Below are 19,541 nucleotides of genomic sequence, written 5' to 3'. Positions count from 1 at the left end.
CGGATCGCGGGGATCAGGCCCATGAACCTCGTAAAACAAAGCCCACTGCTCGCACAGTGGGCTTCTACGGTCAGCTATTAGTCACGCAGTTACTGAGGGGAGACTTCGGTCTTCGGCTTGCCGAAGTGCCATTCGTAGACCACGAACTTGAAGTCTTTCAGGTCGCCTTTGTCGTCGAACGACAGGTCACCGGTCGGGGTCTTGAAGGTACCTTCGTGGATGGCGGCTGCCACCTTGTCGGCATCTTCGGACTTGGCTTTCTTGATGCCTTGGGCGATCAGCTCGACAGCCGAGTAGGCCGGGAACACGAACGGGCCGCTTGGGTCCTTGCCGTCAGCCTTGATGGCGTCGACGATCTTCTTGTTCGCAGGGTCCGCATCGAACGACTTCGGCAGGGTCACCAGCAGGCCTTCGGAGGCGTTCTGGGCGATCTGCGAGATGGAGTCGTTGCCCACGCCTTCCGGGCCCATGAACTTGGCTTTCAGGCCCTTTTCCTGAGCCTGGCGCAGGATCAGGCCCAGCTCTGGGTGGTAGCCGCCGTAGTAGACGAAGTCGACGTTGTTCTGCTTGAGCTTCTGGATGATCGAGGAGAAGTCCTTGTCACCGGCGTTCAGGCCTTCGAACACGGCAACCTTGGTGCCTTTGCCTTCCAGGGTCTGCTTGACCGCGGTGGCGATGCCTTCACCGTACTGCTGCTTGTCGTGCAGAACGGCGACAACCTTCGGCTTGACGTGGTCGGCGATGTAGTTGCCGGCAGCCGGGCCCTGGGCGCTGTCCAGACCGATGGTGCGGAAGATCAGCTTGTAGCCACGTGCGGTGATTTCCGGGGAGGTCGCGGCCGGGGTGATCATGATCACGCCTTCGTCTTCGTAGATGTCGGACGCAGGCTGGGTAGAGCTGGAGCACAGGTGACCAATGACGAACTTGACGCCGTCGTTGACCACTTTGTTGGCGACTGCCACGGCCTGTTTAGGATCGCAGGCGTCGTCGTATTCCTTGGCTTCGAGCATCTTGCCATCCACGCCGCCCGCGGCGTTGATATCCTTGATGGCTTGCTTTGCGCCGATGAACTGCATGTCGCCGTACTGGGTCACAGGGCCGGTCTTGGGGCCGGCAATCCCGATCTTGATGGTATCGGCGGCAAACGAATGGCTGGCTACCCCTGCCAGAACCATTGCGGCGAACAGCTTGGAAATCTTGATCATAGTGCTCCACTCATTCTGTTGTAATTCTTATAGTCCTGGCGGCCAGGGCTACAGACCGGGCGGGATTTGCGGCGTGGCCATGCCAACGCGCAAGCCCACCTTCCCCCGGAACATGTCCCGGAACTGTACCGGTACAGTGTAGAGCGCTGTTCGAGCGCTTGAAAAGCGGTCGAAAAGTGCCTGCTTCCTGGGTTGTCGCATGGTCGACACAAAGATACAGAAAGGCGCCATCAAACTGCCTGCATCTGCGACCCCGCCCCACAAGTTCGGGATCAATCGACCAAATTACATATTTGAAACCGGGTTTTTCTGCAAAAATGCCGACCTTTTTTATTGGCCGATTTTTGCGGAAACCACCCATGACTGATCAAACAAGCACCCTCTATGCCAAATTGCTTGGCGAGACGGCAATCATCGAGTGGAAAGCGCTGGAGCGTTTCTGGGCCAAGGGTGACCTGATTTGGGTCGACCCGAGCCTCGACCTGATTGCCGTTGCCGAGGCGATGGCCGAGAATCGCAGCGAGATCTTCGCCAAGTGGCGTAGTGATGGCACTGTTGGTCCGGTAACCGCCGAGCAGGCCCTGGACCTGCAAAGCCGCGATCCAGAGATCTGGGCGGTGGTGGTTTCGCCGTTCATCGTGATTCAGGCAAAGCGCCCGACAGAGGCATGATCGCTTTTGGTGCGCAAAAATGCGCAGCAGCCCCGTTTTGGTGCTTGAAGGCGCTCAAGGCGGGTGGAGGGAAGTAACAATTCGGCGTGGCGGTAACAGTTTACGGGATGCGTAATGCCCCACCGTTCTGCCAGGCAACGCGAAACCTGTAGGAGCGGCCTTGTGTCGCGATGGGCTGCGCAGCAGCCCCGGCATTTTTTGCATCGATGCGGAGATCTGGGGCTGCTGCGCAGCCCATCGCGACACAAGGCCGCTCCTACAGGTTCCTGGCCCGCATGGGTAAAGTTCGAACCAGTCAGGAGTCATTGATGAGCACTGCACTACCTTCGCTTGGATTCGCCGGCATCGGCCTGATGGGCCTGCCCATGTGTCGGCGCCTGCTGGCAGCGGGTTACCCGCTGACGGTATGGAACCGCAGCCCGGACAAGTGCACTGCACTGGTCGCGGCTGGCGCGCGCCTGGCCAGCAGCCCTGCCGAACTGTGCCGCGACAGCGACTTGGTGCTGCTGTGCCTGGCCGACACGGCCGTGGTCCGCGAGGTGGTGTTCGGCGAGCAAGGCATTGCCCAGGGCGGACGCAGCGGCCAGTTACTGGTCGATTTCTCCAGCCTGGAGCCAACCGCCACTCGTGAAATGGCCGCTGAACTGGCAGCGCTGTGCGGCATGGCCTGGCTGGACGCGCCAGTGTCCGGGGGCACCCCCGGGGCCGAAGCCGGCACCCTGGCGATCATGGTCGGTGGCGAGGCAGCCGACCTGGCGCGTGCGCGCCCGGTACTGCAGGTACTTGGCCAGCGCGTGACGCATATGGGCGCGGTGGGCGCAGGCCAGGTGACCAAGGCCTGCAACCAGATGATCGTGGCCTGCAATGCTCTGGTAATCGCCGAAGTGGTTGCCTTGGCTGAACAGTCCGGTGTCGACGCGACGCTGATCGCCGAAGCGCTGGCGGGCGGTTTTGCCGACTCCAGACCGTTGCAGATCCTCGCTCCGCAAATGGCCGAGAGCCGCTTCGAGCCGATCAAGTGGCATGTGCGCACGCTGCTCAAGGACCTCGATGGCGCGGTCAAGTTCTCCCGCGAGCAAGGCTCGGCGACGCCGCTCAGTGGCCTTGCCGCACAATTGATGCGCCTGCACGCAAGCCAGGGGTACCTGCAAAAGGATCCGGCGACCCTGGTTGAGCTGTATCGCAGCAAGGGCTGAATACGCCGCCCTTGTGCCGAACCCGCTCCAGTAGCGAGCGTAGTTCGGCAAGCGGCTCCGGGCGGCCCAGCAGGTAGCCCTGCAGGTAGTCGCAGCCGTGGGCTTGGAGAAACGCCAGCTGTTCGGCGGTTTCCACGCCCTCGCTGACCACCTGCAGATGCAGGGTATGCGCCATGACGATGATCGCCTGGACAATTTCGCGATCCTTCTGGCTGCCCGGCACATCCTGCAGGAAGCTGCGGTCGACCTTAAGCACGTCCAGCGGCAGGCGCTTGAGGTAGGCCAGCGACGAGTAGCCGGTGCCGAAGTCATCGATCGACAGCGCCACGCCCAGGGCGCGTATGCGCGTGAGCAGGTTTACCGTGCGCTGGATGTCACCCATCAAGGCGTTCTCGGTCACTTCCAGTTCCAGCTGTCGGGGTGCGAGCCCGGCGTGGAACAGCGCCTTTTCCACTTCGTTGGGCAGTTCGTCGTGACTGAGGGTGACGGCCGAACAATTGACCGTGACCTTGAGGTTTCCATGACCGTGGCGCTGCAGATAGGCCAGGTCGGCGCAGGCGTGGCGCAGCACCCACAGATCGAGGTCGATGATCAGCCCGTTGGCCTCGGCGATGGCGACAAAACGATCGGGCCCGAGCAGGCCGTGTTGCGGGTGTTGCCAGCGCACCAGGGCCTCAAGTTTGGCCACTTGCCTGCTGCGCAGGTCGAAGATCGGCTGGTAGTGCACGCATAGCCCATGTTCCTCGAGCAGCGCCACCCGCAGTTCCTCTTCCAGTTGCAGAGCAATCGAGGCCTGGGTCTTCAGGCTGTCGTTGAAGAAGTTCAGGCTGTTGCGCCCGTTACCCTTGGACTGGTACAGGGCAAGGTCTGCATGCTTGAGCAGCTCTTCGGCGGTGGTGCCGTCGTCGGGGAAGATGCTGATGCCGATGCTGGTGGTCATGACCATGCGCCGGCCGCCCAGGTTTATGGGCTCTTTCATCCTCTGCATGATGCGCTGGGCCAGGTGGCGGGCTTCGTCGCGGTTTGTGAGGCTGGTGACCACGCAGAACTCGTCGCCGCCCAGGCGTGCGACCAGGTCGCGGTTTCGGGTGGCGGCCTTGATGTGTCCGGCGATCACTTTGAGCAGTTCGTCGCCGGCGTCGTGACCGAGGCTGTCGTTTATGCGCTTGAAATGGTCGATGTCGAGGAACATCACCGCCAGGTGGCTTTGCGTGGCCTGGTGCTCGGCCAGGCGTTCGGCGAACACCTGGTTGAAACCGCGGCGGTTGACCAGGTTGGTCAGGGCGTCGTAGTGCGCGGCCTGCTGCAGCGAAGCGCGGGCCTGGTCCAGTTGGCTGAGCAGCACGCTGACCCGGCGCAGGTCGTGCTCCTTGCTTTGCAGCTTCTTGTCGGCCAGTGCGGTACTGATGCTGGCAGCACTGATCAGCATGGTGATGAAGCCGATGCCCAGTGCCAGTTGCAGGCTGTTGTCGCCAGAGGGCAGGCGCAGGGCGGTGTCGGCCGGGATGACCAGGGTCATGGCCGACATCGCGGTAAAGTGGGTGGCAACGATACCACCAGCCATCAGCAGGCTGGCGCCGTACTTCATGGCCTGGTGCAAGGTACCGCTGCCCTGCCGGAAGTAGCGGGCCAGGTATAGCGCGGTCAGGCTGGTGAGCAGGGCAATGGTGGCAGAGGCCAGCAGCAGGCCGGTCTGGTAGTACTGGCGGGCACCGGTTTCCAGGGCGGCCATGCCTACGAAGTGCATCAGGATGATGCCCAGGCCGATCAGTACCGCACTTCGCAGGTAATGGATTGCGCGCATCTGGCTGCGGTCGAGGCTGTGCATGGCCAGCCAGGCGACGGCCAGTGCGATGAGCAGCGAAAGGATGGTCAGGGACGCGTCGTAGTGCACTTCCACTGGTGCCCGGAAGGCCAGCATGCTGATGAAATGCATGGCCCAGATGCCACCTGCCAGGCAACAGGCACCGAGCATGTTCCATTGTCGGTGGGCGGTGGGGTCTTCGCTGTGGGATTGTCGCTCGGCCATGTCCAGCGTGGCGAAGCAGGCCGCACAGGCGACGAGGTAGGCAAGCAGAACCAGGAACGGTTCATGCCGGCAATCGATGACGATGCGCCCGGTTGCCGGCAGGTCGGCGAACAGTTGCAGCCCCAGCCATTCCATGGAATGCCTCATGATCGAGTTTTCACTCGTCTGCGCTAAACCCTGTGCAGACTGTCCAGAGGCAGTATAGGAAGAGGTGTTTAAGCCTTCCTGACTAATGGCACATTGATTCCTACGATTTGGTTATGGAATCAATCGCCGCCAAGAATATTGGCTCGCATTTGTAGGAGCGGCCTTGTGTCGCGATGGGCTGCGCAGCAGCCCCAGATTTCTGCACTACCGCAAAAATGCTGGGGCTGCTGCGCAGCCCATCGCGACACAAGGCCGCTCCTACACGGGTGCGGGGAAAGACTAGCCAGCCACCAGCACGCGAATGGCTTCCAGGCGCAAGGCGGCCTTTTCCAGCATCGCCAGGCCCTCTTCACGCTGCTTGCGCAGCGCTTCGATCTCGCTGTCGCGCACGCTCGGGTTGACCGCTTGCAGGGCGACCAGACGGGCCAGTTCTTCGTCGGCCTCCGCCTTAAGGCGGCGCTGGGCCTCGGCCACGCGCTCGACGTGGGCCGGCATGACCTTGGCCTCGCCGCTGCCGATGCGCTGGGCCAGCACATCACGCTGGGCCTGGACGAACTTGTTGGCGCTGGCGCGTGGCACGCTTTCCAGCTGGTCGTTGAGGGTTTCGAAGGCCACGCGGGACGCCAGGTCGTTGCCGTTGGCATCGAGCAGGCAGCGCAATGCCGCCGGTGGCAGGTAACGCCCCAGTTGCAGGCTGCGCGGTGCCACCACCTCGCTGACGAACAGCAGTTCAAGCAGCACGGTCCCGGGTTTGAGCGCCTTGTTCTTGATCAGCGCCACAGCGGTGTTGCCCATCGAGCCGGACAGCACCAGATCCATGCCGCCTTGTACCATCGGGTGTTCCCAGGTGAGGAACTGCATGTCCTCGCGCGACAGCGCCTGGCCACGGTCGTAGGTGATGGTCACGCCTTCGTCGTCACCCAGCGGGAAGCTGGCGTCGAGCATCTTTTCGCTCGGCTTGAGGATCAGGGCGTTCTCGGAATGGTCTTCGCTGTCGATGCCGAAGGCGTCGAACAGGGTTTCCATGTAGATCGGCAGGGCGAACTGGTCGTCCTGTTCGAGAATGTCCTCGACCAGCGCCTGGCCTTCGCCGGCACCGCCGGAGTTGAGCTCCAGCAGACGGTCACGGCCGGTATGCAGTTCGGCTTCCAGGCGTTCGCGTTCGCTGCGGGCGTCGGCCACCAGGGCTTCCCAGGCCTTGCTTTCGCCACCTTCAAGCAGTGGCAGCAGGCGCGGGCCGAACTGATGTTGCAGGGCGTTGCCGGTAGGGCAGGTGTTGAGGAAGGCGTTGAGGCCTTCGTGGTACCACTGGAACAGGCGCTCTTGCGGGCTGTCCTGCAGGTACGGGATATGCAGCTGGATGGTGTGCTTCTGGCCGATACGGTCGAGGCGGCCGATGCGCTGTTCGAGCAGGTCGGGGTGCGCTGGCAGGTCGAACATCACCAGATGGTGGGCAAACTGGAAGTTGCGGCCTTCACTGCCGATCTCGGAGCAGATCAGCACCTGCGCGCCGAACTCTTCGTCAGCGAAGTAGGCGGCGGCGCGGTCGCGTTCGAGGATGCTCATGCCCTCATGGAACACCGAGGCCGGGATGCCGGAGCGCACGCGCAGGGCGTCCTCCAGGTCCATCGCGGTTTCGGCATGGGCGCAGATCACCAGCACCTTGGTACGCTTGAGCATCTTCAGGGTGTCGATCAGCCAGTCGACGCGCGGGTCGAAACGCCACCAGCGCTCGTCATCGGCCACCTCGCCCTGGGCCTGGAAGGCGACTTCCGGGTACAGCTCGGCATGTTCGCCGGCTGGCAGGTCGCGGTACTGCTCGGGCGTCGCCAGTGGGTAAGGGTGCAGCTGGCGCTCAGGGAAGCCCTGGATCGCCGCGCGGGTGTTACGGAATAGCACGCGGCCGGTGCCGTGGCGGTCGAGCAGCTCACGGATCAGGCGCGCGCTGGCCTGGGTATCGCCGTCGCTGACCGCAGCCAGCAAGGCTTCGCCTTCGGCACCCAGGAAGCCCTGGATGGTGGCGTGGGCCTTGGGCGACAGGCGGCCTTCGTCGAGCAGTTCCTGTACGGCTTCGGCCACCGGGCGATAGTGCTCGCTCTCGGCGCGGAAGGCGGCCAGGTCGTGGAAACGGTTGGGGTCGAGCAGGCGCAGGCGGGCGAAGTGACTGTCCTGGCCGAGCTGCTCGGGGGTGGCGGTGAGCAGCAGCACGCCCGGGATCACCTGGGCCAGCTGTTCGACCAGGCCGTATTCGGCGCTTACCTGGTCTTCGTGCCAGACAAGGTGGTGGGCTTCGTCCACCACCATCAGGTCCCAGCCAGCGGCGAACAGCGCGTCCTGGGCCTTTTCGTCTTCTACCAGCCACTCCAGGGCCACCAGCGCCAGCTGGGCATCCTCGAACGGGTTGCTGGCATCGCTTTCGATGAAACGCTCAGCGTCGAACAAGGCCACCTGCAGGTTGAAGCGGCGGCGCATTTCCACCAGCCACTGGTGCTGGAGGTTTTCCGGTACCAGGATCAGTACGCGGCTGGCGCGGCCAGACAGCAGCTGGCGGTGGATCACCAGGCCGGCTTCGATGGTTTTGCCCAGGCCTACTTCGTCGGCCAGCAAGACGCGCGGCGCGCTGCGGTCGGCGACTTCGCGGGCGATGTGCAACTGGTGGGCGATGGGTTGGGCACGGCAGCCGCCCAGGCCCCACAGCGCCGACTGCATCTGCTTGCTGGTGTGCTGCAGGGTGTTGTAGCGCAGGCTGAACCACGACAGCGGGTCGATCTGCCCGGCGAACAGGCGGTCGCTGGCCAGGCGGAACTGGATGAAGTTCGACAACTGGGTTTCTGGCAGGGTGCGCGGCTGGTTCTGCCCGTCCAGGCCGTGGTAGACCATCAGCCCGTCGATGTCCTCGACCTCGCGCACGGTCAACTTCCAGCCTTCGAAGTGGGTGATCTGGTCACCTGGCGAGAAGCGCACGCGGGTCAGCGGCGCATTGCGCAGGGAATACTGGCGGGTGTCGCCAGTGGCCGGGTAGAGCACGGTCAACAGGCGGCCATCCTGCGCCAGGATGGTACCCAGGCCGAGCTCGGCTTCGCTGTCGCTGATCCAGCGTTGCCCCGGTTGATACTGCTGCGCCATACTGCCTGAACTCCCGCGATGAAAAAGCCGGTTATGTTAACGGATCGGCCGGTCAGACCAAAGTGCCGAGCGCATCGAAAGGTGCCGAAGTGCGATAGGTAGCAACAGTCTAGCCGCTTCATCGTCCCCCACCGTGCTGCCGACGAGGGCTCCGGATCAACATGTCTGCCAAGCACCGCTGGATCAGCGCTTCGATGGCCGTGGGCAGCCTGTTGCTGCTGGCCGCCTGCGAGCAGAAAAACTTCGAGACCTTGCCCGCCATCCCGATCGAGCAGCTCGAGGTGCTGGGCGTGCAGACGCCGATCAAGAGCGTGCACTTTCTTGACCGCGACGGTGAAGGCCTGCTGGTGTTGAGCCGCAGCGATGGCCAGGCCAGCGACCCGGAAAGCGAGCAGGAAGTTGACAAGGTTGTACTCAAGGCCACGCTGTACGGGCGCAAGGCCGAAAATGACGCTTTCAAGGCGCGCTGGCAGATCGAACAGGAAACCACCTGCCCGGGCCTGGACCTGGATGTGGACTTCTATAACGACGTCAGCGATGTCGGCGACCTGAACAAGGACGGCGTCGCCGAGGTGACGGTTGCCAGCCACGCATTCTGTGGCGGTGGCATCGACCCGCACGACATCGCCATCGAGATGCGCGAAGGGCAGGCCAGCTACAGCATCACCGGCCAGTCGCTGATCACCCCGGCAGGTGAAGAGCCGATCGGCGGTGAGCGTGAGGACAGCGCCTCGCTCAAGGGCGCGCCGCAGGTGCTGCGCGAGCACATGGACGCGGTCTGGCAGCAGGTGTACAAGCGGCCCTGGAGTGAGGCCAGCCCGCCAAGCGACGACAACCCTGACGACGAAGCCGAATAAGTGTTGTGCATGCCATCAAGGTAAACCCGCGCCTGCCGATACAGGGGGCATAGGAGAACGTCCATGCTGCCACCGATCATTCCGCTCAGTGCCGCCCCGGTGACCTCGCAACAGGACCCGGTCAAGCCGACACCCGACATCAAGCCGGTGGTGCCGACCCAGCCTGCATCCGGTGAAAGTGCCATCGACCTCAAGCAGCAGCGTGACCCGCAGGAGCAGGCGCTGCTGCTGCGCGACGAGCAGCGCCGCCAGCAGCAACGTCGGCAGAAGGGCGACGACGAACGCTACAGTGCAATGCCGGGTGACGAGGTCAACGCCGACAACACCGTGCCGGTGGCGCCGTTGATGGGCGAGCATGTACGCCAGGGGCTGCTGGTGGACATCGAAGTCTGACATGGGGCTGGTCAGCGCCAGCGCCTGGCTTCATCATGCAAGTCTCAGTTGATCGTCGAGCCCACCCATGAGCCAAGACAACCTCATCGATTTCGATGCCGAACGCGCCAAGCGCGTCCACGACCTCAAGGAAAAGCGCCTGAACGAAATGCGCAATGCGTTCGAGCAGGCCCTGCCGTTGAACAGTGCCAAGAAAAGGAAGCCCAAGGGCAAGCCGAAGAAGCGCTGAAACTTGACGCAGGTCAACCCTGCACCCGCCTCGCGTGCCCGGCCCCGGGCACCATTGACACCGATCAATTTTCCCCGCCCCCACATTGGTTAACTTGCACCCATCGGACAACGGCAAACGAATGGGGAGGCCAGCATGTTCTTCGACAACGTGGTTATCGCCGGAGTGGTAACGGTCGGGTTGATGGTCGTCTTCTTTGCCGGTCTGGGCATTTTCATCTGGAAGGACTCGAACAAGCGCAAGCCGCGCTGACCTTCCGGGTACACGAGCACGCAAGGCATTTAGGGCGACTTCGGTCGCCCATTTTTTTGCCTGCAATTTTTGTGTTGCCTGTCCCGGCCCTTTCGCAGCACAAGGCTGCTCCTACACAGTTTCTGTAGGAGCAGCCTTGTGCTGCGAAAGGGCCGGGACAGGACCATCTGCACCTCTTATAAAGATGATTAGCTAGCTAATTAATCGTTTCCGCTTTATCCTTCCCACCATTGTCTATCTTTCTACAAGACCATCCCCTCAAGGTCCGTCTCGTGCCCATCACCTTCCAGGCCCTGTTCGCTCCCAGCAGCCTCGCCCTCAAGTTCGCCATCAAGACCCTGCTCGGTGGCGGCCTGGCCCTGTGGCTGGCGATGCGCTGGGGCCTGGAGCAACCGTCCTGGGCCCTGATGACCGCTTTCATCGTCGCCCAGCCGCTGTCAGGCATGGTGGTGCAGAAGGGCCTGGCGCGGCTGGCCGGCACCCTGGTCGGCACATTTATGTCGGTGCTGTTCATCGGTCTGTTTGCCCAGACCCCCGGTCTGTTCCTGCTCACCTTGGCCCTGTGGCTGGCCCTGTGTACCGCCGCCTCCACACAGTTGCGCAGCGCCTGGGCCTATGCCTTCGTGTTGGCAGGCTACACGGCGGCGATCATTGCCCTGCCGGCCATCGATCACCCATTGCAGGTGTTCGACCAGGCCGTGGCGCGCTGCACCGAGATCTGCCTGGGTATCTTCTGTGCCACCGCCAGCAGCGCCTTGCTCTGGCCCATGCGGGTAGAGCAGCAACTGGGCGGGCAGGCCCGTCAGGCCTGGCAGAACGGCCTGCAGGCCGCCAGTGCCATGCTGGGCGGTGAAGACGAGGCGCGCAAAGGCCTGCTGGAGAGCCTGGGGCGTATCGTTGCCATCGACAGCCAACGCGAACACGCCTGGTTCGAAGGCAATCGCGGGCGCCAACGCGCTCGTGCCATTCGCGGCCTGAGCCAGAAACTGATGGTGCTGCTGCGCATTTCCCGTTCGGTGCGCCGCCAGTGGCGGCAACTTGATGAGGGCGAGGCCGAACGCCTGGCGCCCTGGCTGGAGGAGGTGCGCGCACTGTTGGGCAAGCCCGATCAGCCGAGCCTTTTGCTTCTGCGCCAGCGCATCTGGGATGCTGCCCACGATGATCAGATCAGCCCGGCGGAGCACTTTTGCCTGGCACGCATGGCACTGCTGCTGGATTACGCCATGGCTGCCAGCCAGGCGCTGGAGGATGTGGAGGCGGGCAGGGCGCCCAAGGATGTGTCTCAGGGCCTGGCCGCGCACCGCGACTGGTCGCTGGCCTTGCTGTTCGGCTCACGCAGTGCGCTGGCCTTTCTGGTGATGAGTGGTTTCTGGCTGGCCACCGCCTGGCCTTCGGCACCGGGTGGCCTGGTGCTGACCTGTGTGGTCTGCAGCCTGTTCGCCAGCCGCGAGAATGGCGCGCAGATCGGCCTGAGCTTTTTACGAGGGATCCTCCTGGCAATACCGGCGGCGTTTCTGGTCGGGCAAATTCTGCTGCCGCAATGGAGCAGCTTCGCCATGCTCTGCCTGGGCATGGGGGTGCCGCTGTTTCTTGGTGCGCTGGGCATGGCTCACCCGCGGACCGGGGCCACGGCTACTTCTTATTGCCTGCATTTCATCGTGCTGGTGTCGCCGCTCAACGCCATGCAGTTCGGCGTGGCCACCATGCTCAACAGTGCCTTGGCCATGCTGGTGGGTGTGTCGGCGGCGGTGATGGCCTTCCGCTTGTTGGTGTTTCGCCACCCGGCCTGGCTGGGCCAGCGCCTGCGCGCGGCGACCCAGAATGACCTGGTGCGCCTGACCCGGCGCGACCTGCGCGGGGCCGACAGTTGGTTTGGCGGGCGCATGGCCGACCGCCTGATGCAACTGGCGCGGCATGCCGGCGACCTGCCCGAGAGCGAACGCAAGCGCTGGGACGACGGCCTGCACGGCCTGGATATCGGCGACGAACTGGTGCATTTGCGCATGTGCCTGGCGGTCGCCCAGGCCCCGTTGGGACGGGCCGAGCGCGAATACCTGCAGCAGGTAGAGGCAGTGCTGGCCAAAGGGCCGGCGCCAGGGTGTGGGCAGAGCCTGGATGCCGCAAGCGAACAGTTCATTGGCGCCTTGCGCCGACTACCCTCCAGCGATCCGCTGCGGTTGGCCGAAGGGGCGGTGCTGCAACTGCAAAAAAGCTGGGGCAAGTGGTGCCGTTGGCAGGAGGAATCCCATGGGGTTGCGTGAGTGGGAATTGGGCGGCGTGCTGTTCAGCCCTTTCCTGGTTTATGTGTTGATGGCGCTGGTGCTTACCGGCGTGTTGCGTCTGGTGGTGCAGGCCACGCCCTTGGGGCGCTGGATCTGGCATGAAGCGCTGTTCGATGCGGCGTTGTTCGTTTGTGTGTTGTTCCTGGTAGTGCGACTGCTGGGAGCTTTATAAAGGAGTGTTTCGATGCGTGCGGCCGTACGTACCCTGGTCACCTTGTGTGTGGTGGCCCTTGCCGTCTTCGCCGGCTATCAGCTGTGGCAGTACTACATGCTCACCCCCTGGACCCGCGATGCCCGTGTGCGCGCCGATGTGGTGGTGATCGCCCCCGATGTGTCCGGCTGGGTGCGCGAGCTGAAGGCCCGTGACAATCAGCAGGTCAAGGCCGGCGACCTGCTGATGAGCATCGACCGCGAACGCTTCCAGGCGGCTTTCGACCAAGCCAGTGCGGTGACCGAAACCCGCAGCCAGCAACTGCGCCTGCGCGAGCGTGAAGCGGCCCGGCGTACCGCACTTGGGCCGGAGGCGATCAGTGCCGAATTGCGGGAAAACGCCCAGATCAATGCGGCCATCGCCCGCGGTGAGCTGCATGAGGCCGAGGCACAATTGCAGGTCGCCAAAATCAACCTGGCGCGCAGTGAAGTGCGGGCGCCGCGCAGCGGGCATATCACCAACCTGCGCCTGGCCGAGGGCAACTATGTGAATACCGGGGAGGCGGTGATGGCCCTGGTGGACGATTCAACCTTCTATATCCAGGCCTATTTCGAGGAAACCAAGCTGCCACGCATTCGTGTGGGGGATGCGGTGAAGGTCTGGCTGATGGGCGCGGGCGAACCGATGCAAGGGCATGTGGAAAGCATCAGCCGTGGTATCACCGACCGCAACAGCAACCCCGACAGCCAGTTGCTGCCGGAGGTCGAGCCGACCTTCAACTGGGTGCGACTGGCGCAGCGGATACCGGTAAGGATTCGCCTGGACCAGGTGCCGGAGGGGGTGACCCTGAGTGCGGGAATGACGGCCAGTGTGCAGGTGCATGAGGAGCAGAGTCGGCCGTGAGGGCCAAAGGGGCTGCTAAGCAGCCCCAGATCCTCGATTTCAGAGGAACATCCCGCCCGAAACCTCCAGCCGTTGCCCGTTGATCCAGCCGTTGCCATCTTCCAGCAACAGCGCAATCGCTGCCCCGATATCATCCGGCAAGCCCACCCGCCCCAGCGCCGTGTTGCCGGCAATGTATTCATTAACCTGTCGGTTATCCCGCACCACGCCGCCGCCAAAATCGGTCTCGATCGCCCCCGGCGCCAGAATGTTCACACGGATCCCACGTGCTCCCAGTTCCTTGGCCTGATAGCGGGTCAGCACCTCCATCGCCCCCTTCATCGCGGCATAGGCGGCATACCCCGGTAGCGCAAAGCGCGCCAGGCCAGTGGAAATGTTGACGATGCGGCCATTGTCGACCAGCAACGGCAGCAGGCGCTGGGTAAGGAAGAACGGACCTTTCAGCTGGATTTTCAGCAACTGGTCGAACTGTGCCTCGCTGGTTTCGGTGTATGGCACGTTCAATCCGATCCCGGCATTGTTCACCAGAAAGTCGAAGCGCTCGTGGCCAAAGTGTTGCTGCAGGGTTGCGCCGAGGCATTCGGCGAAGCCGGCAAAGCTGGCGCTGTCGCTGACGTCCAGTTGCAGCATGATGGCCTTGACCCCGGCCTGCTCCAGCCGGGCGGCGACGGCATGGGCTTCCTCCGCCTTGCTGTGGTAAGTGCCGATGACATCGATGCCGCGTGCGGCCAGGTGTTCTGCGGTGTTGCGGCCCAGGCCGCGGCTGGCGCCAGTGATCAGGGCAATCTTGCGGGTCATGGTGAAAACCTCATGGTGGGCTGATGAGCACAGGTTATTGGTCGGTGTGGTGCTGTTAAATCCAGCGAATATGGAAATACTGTTCGGTAAAACCGGATAGACGAGGGCTGAATTGAACAAGCTGGAGTTGTTGCGCACCTTTGTTCGTGTCTGCGAGGTCAGCAGTTTCACCCTGGCTGCCGAGAGCTTGGGGCTGCCCCGTTCGACTGTGTCGGAGCAGGTCAGGGCGCTCGAGCGTTTGCTGGGTACGCAGCTGTTCAACCGCACCACCCGCCGGGTACAGGCGACCCAGGATGGCGCCTTGCTGTACGAGCGCAGCAAGGACCTGCTGTCGGGCATGGACGAAATCGAGGGCTTGTTCCGCGCCGACGATGCCGAGCTGGCCGGGCGCCTGCGCGTCGATCTGCCGACAATGATGGCCCGGCGGGTCATCATCCCGGCGTTGCCGCAGTTTCTGCAGCGCTTCCCGCGCCTGGAGGTGGAGCTCAGTTGTACCGACCGCCAGGTCGACCTGCTGCGTGAAGGCTTCGATTGCGTGATGCGCATTGGTGCCCTGCATGACCTGGACGTGGTGGCGCGCCCGGTCGGGCAACTGAGCATGCGCAACTGTGCCAGCCCTGCCTACCTGGCCCGCCATGGCGTGCCGCGCACGCTGCAGGACCTGGCCGAGCATCACTTGGTGCATTACGTGCGCACTCTGGGGGGGCGTAGTGCCGGTTTCGAATTTCTGCAGGACGGTGAACTGCATTTCCAGGCCATGGCCGGCGTGGTCACAGTGAACAATGCCGAGGCCTACTCGGCGGCCTGCCTGGCCGGGCTGGGGCTGATCCAGGTACCGGCGGTGGGCGTGGCCGAGCACCTGCAGCGCGGTGAGCTGGTTTCGGTACTGGAAGGCTGGCAGGCGCCGGCCATGCCCGTATCACTGCTTTATGCCCGGCAACGGCACGTGCCACGCCGGGTGCAGGCCTTCATGCAATGGTTGGGCGAGGTGCTGCATTCACAGGTTGACGGTGGTCGCTGATCGATGAAAACCGTGGCGCCTGTGTGATGGCTTGCGTTAGGCTGCCAGTCACGAGTTGCCCGGCAGAGGCAACCCTTTCCCGCCTGGCGTGCGTATCTTCCGATTTCATTGCGAGGTTACGTCATGGCCATCACTTCACAGGACATCTGCAACGCTGCCGACCAGCTCAAGGGCTTTGTCGGTTTTCATGGCAAGCGCGGCGTGCATATCGTGCGTTTTTCCGAAGACTCTTTCGGCATGGACGTGGCCGATGCCAGCATCACGCCCTGCAGCGAGTTTGTCTGGCGGCCCGAGCAAGGGCAGCGCATGGCTCTTTGCCGCGAACGGCTGGCGCTGTTGCTGGAGCAGCATGTGGATGACCGTTTGAACATCGGTGAACCGCTGCGCACCTACCTGCGCCGGCGCGACCTGCCGGAAATCGTGGCTGAGCGCAGCTTGCGGCAGCTGTGCTGAAAATCCCTGTAGGAGCGGGCTGCGCAAGCTTTCAAACTTACGCTACAGGTAGGGCGCCGAGCGCTGGGATGCCTGCTGCAACAACGCCTCGAGCCCCGCACTGTTCAGAGGCCTGCTCAGGTAATAGCCTTGCACTTCATGGCAACGGTCCTTCTGCAGTGCCCTGAGCTGCTGCTCGCTTTCCACTCCTTCGGCCGTCACCGTCAGCCCCATCGCTTCGCCCAGGTTGATGATGGCCTGGACCACGGCGCGGTCGCTGCCAGCGGTGTTGTTCAGCCCGCCGATAAAGCGTTTGTCGATCTTGATGCTGTCGAACGGGTAGGTGCGCAAGTAGCCCAGCGACGAGTAGCCGGTGCCGAAGTCGTCCATGTTCAGGCGAACGCCGAGCTCCTTGAGCGACAGCATTGTGCCCAGTGCGCCTTCGATGTCATTGAGCATCACGTTCTCGGTAATTTCCAGCTCCAGGCGCTGTGCGGGGAAAGCGGTTTCCAGCAGGATCTCGCGTACATCCGCCACCACATCGCTGCGCTGGAACTGCGCAGGTGACAGGTTCACAGACACCAGAACATCGGCGGGCCAGTCATGGGCAGTGCGGCAGGCTTCGCGCAACACCCAGCGGCCCAGCGCGACAATGATGTCACTCTGTTCGGCCAAGGGGATGAAGGTGTCCGGCCCCAGCAACCCTTCCTGCGGATGCTGCCAGCGCAGCAAGGCCTCGACTGCGACGATGCGCAGGTCGCTGAGGCGGTAGCGCGGCTGGTAGTGCAGCTCGAATTCCTGGTTGCGCAGGGCTCGCCGCATGTCGTTCTCCAGTTGGCGGCGGTACTGGATCTGCTGGTTCATTTCGGCAGCGAAATAGCGCCAGGTGCTCTTGCCGTCGGCCTTGGCCTGGTACAGGGCGATATCGGCGCAGCGGATCAGCTCGCCGGCATCGAAGCCCTGGGTACGGGTCTGGGCGACTCCGATGCTGGCGCCAACGTGCAGGGGCTGGTTATCGAAGATGATCGGTTGTTGCAGCAGGCTGATCAGGCGCGCACAGAAACGGTCGATCTCGCTGCGGTTGTCCATGCCGCCGAGCACCAGGAGGAACTCGTCGCCGCCCAAACGCGCGACCAGGTCGCCGTCGCGGGTAGTGTCGCGCAGGCGGTTCGCTACCTCCTGCAGCACCGCGTCACCGGCGGCATGGCCGAGAGAGTCGTTGATCGGCTTGAAGTTGTCCAGGTCCAGCAGCAGCAAGGTCAGTGGTGGCGAGTCGCTCCCACGTAACAGCGCCTGTTCCAGGTGGCGGGCTAGCTTGTTGCGGTTGGCCAGGCCGGTCAGCGGGTCGTGCAGCGACAGGTGCTGGATGCGTGCATGGGCATCGACTTCGTCGGTGATGTCACTGGCGGTGCCACGGAAACCGACGGGCTTGTCGTCGTACCAGATGGCGCGGGCCGAAATCCGGCAGTAGCGGTTCTGGCCATTCTGGTCGCGGTAGGTGCAGCGCAGGTTGGCCAGTTGTTGCGGGTCGGCCGCGGCCAGGGCATCCAGCCACGGCGAGAGCGGCGTGGTATCGCAGGCCAGTAACTGATTGAGCGGGTGGCCGAGCCAGTCGTCCACCGGGTAACCGGTAACGTTGACAAAACGTTGTGACAGATAGGTGAGGCGTTGCTGCCGATCAGTTTCCCAGATCCAGTCGGATGCCGACTCGGCCACCGCGCGAAAACGCTGCTCGCTGGCCTCCAGGGCCTGGTTGCTCTGCTGCAGATCGGCGAGCGTGAGGTCGATCGCGCGCGAACTGCGCAAGGCATGACGGAACAGGTAGAGCATGACCAGGCCAAGTATCAGCAAGGCTCCCGACAGCGGGGGCAACACAGCACGCAGCAACTGGTGCCCTGGCAGCGGGCTGCTCCAGGACAGGTGGTAGCCGGTATCGCCGAGGTCGATGCGCAGGTGGCCGTGCTCGCCCACATCATCTTTCTCCACGTGCATGCCGGTCAGGCCGGCACCGCTGCTCAGTTGCGCCAGCTTGTCCTCGGTGAGCTGGTCGACAAACAGCATTACCGGCGCCTGGCTGACCTCGCTCTCGGTAACATCCCGGTCCGGGCGCACCGCCGCAGCACTGAGCACGGCCGGCCAACCGTTGAACAGGACGAAACGGGTGATCTGTTCACGTGGGATGGCCGCCGCCCGGGCCTGGTCGATGATTGGCTGCAGCGCTGCATCGATATAGGTATTGGCCGCCGCCTGGGTAGGCTGGCCTCTGAACAAGGCGTAGGTGGTGCGTGCGTCCTCCACCACGAACACTCCCTCATAGCCGCTGGCGCTGTACAGCGACTCGCCCACGTTCTTTTCTTCGTAGGCCCATTTCCAGTCGGCCTGCCCCGCCAGGTGTTCGAAGGCAGCATCCCATACGGCGTAGCTGGACAGGAATTGGCGCGATGCGAGCAACCGTTGCTCCAGCGCCTTGGATGCCTGCGAGGCGCTGCGCTGGCGCTCCTGATGGTCAAGAGTACCCGCGATATTGAACAGGGCGCCGACGATGACCAGGCAAGCCAGGCCGAAAACTGCGCTGAAGCCGGCAATCAAGCGACGCACCTGGAAGCGCGGGGTGGGGCTGGCGGGTGGAGGGTTGGCGGTCCTGGCCATGCGCGAGCGGCTCCTTCAGGCAGCCTCCCGCCAGTTAGTCAGGAAGGAGGTTCAATCAGGATAGGCCAGCCTGAGCGTTGCAGCGTCGCTGCGGGCAAAATTGACCTGGTCGCGCCCGGCATGCTTGGCGGTATACAGCGCCTTGTCCGCCTGTTCGAGCCAGTGCTCGGGTGACTCCAGGTCGGCCTCGAATGCCGAAAGGCCGATGCTCAGGCTGATGCGCAGGTGCGGCAACTGCGGGTTGCGGTAGCTGGCGACCCGCTCGCGCAGGCGCTCCATGGCCAGGCACGCTTCGGCTTCGCTGGTATCCGGCAAGATTACGCAGAATTCGTCACCGCCGTAGCGCCCGGCCTGGTCGCCTTCGCGTAGGTTGTGCCGCAGCTCGGCGCCGAGTTGGCGCAGCACACAGTCGCCGACAACGTGACCGAACGTGTCGTTGATGGTCTTGAAGTGGTCGATGTCGATCAGGGCAATCACCGCGTGCCCCTTTTGCTGCTGGCAGGCCTGGAACTTCAGCAGCAGCAGGTCTTTCCAGGCACCGTGGTTGAGCAGGCCGGTCAGGCTGTCGGTGAGGCTCAGGGTGCTCAGTCGGCGCTTGTGGTCGGCCAGCTTGATCGCCAGCTGGTAGCAGACCCAGCCTAGCGCCAGTGGATAGAGCGTCAGCATCGGCAGGCAGGCATAGACCTGCAGGGGTGTGGCATTCAGTTGCAGGCCGGGGCCCAGCAACAATGTGGCGATGAGCATGCCGGCCAACTGGGCCAGCATCCCGCGAACGACCATGCGTTTGCCGCCGGCGGCGACGTTGTTCATGGTCATCATCGAAAGCACGGTCACACTGGGCAATGGATTGAAATGCATGGCGGCGGTCCAGAACCCACCCATCAGGGAGTCCAGAACCAGGTTGCGCTGTTCTGCCTGGTAGGGCGTGGCCGAACGGGCTGCCCACAGGTAGGCCACATGTGGCCACAACAGGCCGTTGAACAGCACCAGCAGCCATGCCCAGATGGGCGGTGACAGCGGCGCCATGGCGGCCATGACACTGAACAGGCCGATTCCCAGGCCGATGACCCGCGGCAGGTAGATGCGTTTGGCGAATGAAAGTCCTTTGCCGCTGCGTTTATCCATCTTGATCATCGTTCTTCTGCTGAAGCACCGTTTATCGCATAACTCGCATGAATATTGTTGAACAGTGTTTCATCG

The 19,541-nt window shown here is 63.3% G+C and carries 17 protein-coding genes; 11 read left to right on the top strand and 6 right to left on the bottom strand.

Features of this window, described 5'->3' with window-relative positions; genetic code table 11:
- Positions 1-89: 89 nt before the first annotated feature.
- Positions 90-1,205: a branched-chain amino acid ABC transporter substrate-binding protein gene (locus GEV38_RS21380; RefSeq protein ID WP_015271528.1), complete on the bottom strand. Its 1,116-nt coding sequence runs from the start codon at positions 1,203-1,205 to the stop codon at positions 90-92.
- 359 nt (positions 1,206-1,564) lie between these two features.
- Between GEV38_RS21380 and GEV38_RS21375 the strand changes: the two genes are divergently transcribed.
- On the top strand, positions 1,565-1,876 hold the full coding sequence (locus GEV38_RS21375) for a DUF2288 domain-containing protein (protein ID WP_003258939.1): 312 nt from the start codon (positions 1,565-1,567) through the stop codon (positions 1,874-1,876).
- A gap of 308 nt (positions 1,877-2,184) precedes the next feature.
- Positions 2,185-3,072, top strand: coding sequence for an NAD(P)-dependent oxidoreductase (locus tag GEV38_RS21370; protein ID WP_173896010.1), 888 nt, complete (start codon positions 2,185-2,187; stop codon positions 3,070-3,072).
- Here the strand turns inward: GEV38_RS21370 and GEV38_RS21365 are convergent.
- Complete coding sequence (locus GEV38_RS21365) at positions 2,972-5,236, bottom strand: bifunctional diguanylate cyclase/phosphodiesterase (protein WP_054573718.1); 2,265 nt, start codon at positions 5,234-5,236, stop codon at positions 2,972-2,974. The two genes, GEV38_RS21370 and GEV38_RS21365, sit on opposite strands and share 101 nt — an antisense overlap.
- A 291-nt stretch (positions 5,237-5,527) precedes the next feature.
- Positions 5,528-8,374: an RNA polymerase-associated protein RapA gene (gene rapA, locus GEV38_RS21360; RefSeq protein WP_041505639.1), complete on the bottom strand. Its 2,847-nt coding sequence runs from the start codon at positions 8,372-8,374 to the stop codon at positions 5,528-5,530.
- A 161-nt stretch (positions 8,375-8,535) separates the two neighbouring features.
- Here rapA and GEV38_RS21355 point away from each other — a divergent pair, with 161 nt between their 5' ends.
- The 7 genes from GEV38_RS21355 (at position 8,536) to GEV38_RS21330 (ending at position 13,441) form a co-directional block, all read left to right on the top strand.
- Positions 8,536-9,231, top strand: coding sequence for a M949_RS01915 family surface polysaccharide biosynthesis protein (locus GEV38_RS21355; protein WP_015271525.1), 696 nt, complete (start codon positions 8,536-8,538; stop codon positions 9,229-9,231).
- A gap of 63 nt (positions 9,232-9,294) precedes the next feature.
- The gene (locus GEV38_RS21350) at positions 9,295-9,624 is read left to right on the top strand and encodes a hypothetical protein (protein ID WP_003258942.1); all 330 of its coding nucleotides are present in this window, start codon (positions 9,295-9,297) and stop codon (positions 9,622-9,624) included.
- A 67-nt stretch (positions 9,625-9,691) separates the two neighbouring features.
- Entirely contained in the window at positions 9,692-9,853 is a 162-nt protein-coding gene (locus GEV38_RS21345) for a hypothetical protein (RefSeq protein ID WP_173896008.1), read from the top strand.
- Positions 9,854-9,988: 135 nt separating this feature from the next.
- Positions 9,989-10,105, top strand: coding sequence for a cytochrome c oxidase subunit CcoM (gene ccoM / locus GEV38_RS27945; RefSeq protein ID WP_025340347.1), 117 nt, complete (start codon positions 9,989-9,991; stop codon positions 10,103-10,105).
- 272 nt (positions 10,106-10,377) lie between these two features.
- Positions 10,378-12,366 (top strand): FUSC family protein, encoded by a 1,989-nt coding sequence (locus GEV38_RS21340; RefSeq protein WP_054573717.1) that lies wholly within the window; start codon positions 10,378-10,380, stop codon positions 12,364-12,366.
- Positions 12,353-12,559: a DUF1656 domain-containing protein gene (locus GEV38_RS21335; RefSeq protein WP_013973910.1), complete on the top strand. Its 207-nt coding sequence runs from the start codon at positions 12,353-12,355 to the stop codon at positions 12,557-12,559. The genes GEV38_RS21340 and GEV38_RS21335 overlap by 14 nt, the downstream gene beginning before the upstream one ends.
- A gap of 12 nt (positions 12,560-12,571) precedes the next feature.
- Positions 12,572-13,441, top strand: coding sequence for an HlyD family secretion protein (locus tag GEV38_RS21330; protein WP_015271522.1), 870 nt, complete (start codon positions 12,572-12,574; stop codon positions 13,439-13,441).
- A 39-nt stretch (positions 13,442-13,480) separates the two neighbouring features.
- Here GEV38_RS21330 and GEV38_RS21325 read toward each other — a convergent pair whose 3' ends face one another.
- Entirely contained in the window at positions 13,481-14,239 is a 759-nt protein-coding gene (locus GEV38_RS21325) for an SDR family NAD(P)-dependent oxidoreductase (RefSeq protein ID WP_015271521.1), read from the bottom strand.
- 112 nt (positions 14,240-14,351) lie between these two features.
- Between GEV38_RS21325 and GEV38_RS21320 the strand changes: the two genes are divergently transcribed.
- Together GEV38_RS21320 and GEV38_RS21315 are read left to right on the top strand one after the other, a co-directional pair.
- A complete protein-coding gene (locus GEV38_RS21320; RefSeq protein WP_054573716.1) occupies positions 14,352-15,260 on the top strand; it encodes a LysR family transcriptional regulator in 909 nt (302 codons plus the stop codon).
- Between the two features lie 123 nt (positions 15,261-15,383).
- The gene (locus tag GEV38_RS21315; protein ID WP_015271519.1) at positions 15,384-15,713 is read left to right on the top strand and encodes a DUF2025 family protein; all 330 of its coding nucleotides are present in this window, start codon (positions 15,384-15,386) and stop codon (positions 15,711-15,713) included.
- Between the two features lie 42 nt (positions 15,714-15,755).
- Here GEV38_RS21315 and GEV38_RS21310 read toward each other — a convergent pair whose 3' ends face one another.
- Together GEV38_RS21310 and GEV38_RS21305 are read right to left on the bottom strand one after the other, a co-directional pair.
- Positions 15,756-18,341, bottom strand: a complete 2,586-nt coding sequence (locus GEV38_RS21310) for an EAL domain-containing protein (protein WP_015271518.1) — start codon at positions 18,339-18,341, stop codon at positions 15,756-15,758.
- A gap of 51 nt (positions 18,342-18,392) precedes the next feature.
- Positions 18,393-19,466, bottom strand: coding sequence for a diguanylate cyclase (locus tag GEV38_RS21305; protein WP_043936262.1), 1,074 nt, complete (start codon positions 19,464-19,466; stop codon positions 18,393-18,395).
- Positions 19,467-19,541 lie beyond the last annotated feature (75 nt).

The sequence above is a fragment of the Pseudomonas sp. 13159349 genome (assembly GCF_013305685.1).
GTDB classification, from domain to species: Bacteria; Pseudomonadota; Gammaproteobacteria; order Pseudomonadales; family Pseudomonadaceae; genus Aquipseudomonas; species Aquipseudomonas asiatica.
Note: the sequence above shows the minus strand (reverse complement) of the source record. Positions and strands in the feature narration are given on the sequence as shown.

Excerpts from the sequence above, each read along its gene's own strand:
- GEV38_RS21380 (WP_015271528.1), bottom strand. The coding sequence starts at position 1,205 with ATGATCAAGATTTCCAAGCTGTTCGCCGCAATGGTTCTGGCAGGGGTA.
- GEV38_RS21375 (WP_003258939.1), top strand. The coding sequence starts at position 1,565 with ATGACTGATCAAACAAGCACCCTCTATGCCAAATTGCTTGGCGAGACG.
- GEV38_RS21370 (WP_173896010.1), top strand. The coding sequence starts at position 2,185 with ATGAGCACTGCACTACCTTCGCTTGGATTCGCCGGCATCGGCCTGATG.
- GEV38_RS21365 (WP_054573718.1), bottom strand. The coding sequence starts at position 5,236 with ATGGAATGGCTGGGGCTGCAACTGTTCGCCGACCTGCCGGCAACCGGG.
- rapA (WP_041505639.1), bottom strand. The coding sequence starts at position 8,374 with ATGGCGCAGCAGTATCAACCGGGGCAACGCTGGATCAGCGACAGCGAA.
- GEV38_RS21355 (WP_015271525.1), top strand. The coding sequence starts at position 8,536 with ATGTCTGCCAAGCACCGCTGGATCAGCGCTTCGATGGCCGTGGGCAGC.
- GEV38_RS21350 (WP_003258942.1), top strand. The coding sequence starts at position 9,295 with ATGCTGCCACCGATCATTCCGCTCAGTGCCGCCCCGGTGACCTCGCAA.
- GEV38_RS21345 (WP_173896008.1), top strand. The coding sequence starts at position 9,692 with ATGAGCCAAGACAACCTCATCGATTTCGATGCCGAACGCGCCAAGCGC.
- ccoM (WP_025340347.1), top strand. The coding sequence starts at position 9,989 with ATGTTCTTCGACAACGTGGTTATCGCCGGAGTGGTAACGGTCGGGTTG.
- GEV38_RS21335 (WP_013973910.1), top strand. The coding sequence starts at position 12,353 with ATGGGGTTGCGTGAGTGGGAATTGGGCGGCGTGCTGTTCAGCCCTTTC.
- GEV38_RS21330 (WP_015271522.1), top strand. The coding sequence starts at position 12,572 with ATGCGTGCGGCCGTACGTACCCTGGTCACCTTGTGTGTGGTGGCCCTT.
- GEV38_RS21325 (WP_015271521.1), bottom strand. The coding sequence starts at position 14,239 with ATGACCCGCAAGATTGCCCTGATCACTGGCGCCAGCCGCGGCCTGGGC.
- GEV38_RS21315 (WP_015271519.1), top strand. The coding sequence starts at position 15,384 with ATGGCCATCACTTCACAGGACATCTGCAACGCTGCCGACCAGCTCAAG.
- GEV38_RS21310 (WP_015271518.1), bottom strand. The coding sequence starts at position 18,341 with ATGGCCAGGACCGCCAACCCTCCACCCGCCAGCCCCACCCCGCGCTTC.
- GEV38_RS21305 (WP_043936262.1), bottom strand. The coding sequence starts at position 19,466 with ATGGATAAACGCAGCGGCAAAGGACTTTCATTCGCCAAACGCATCTAC.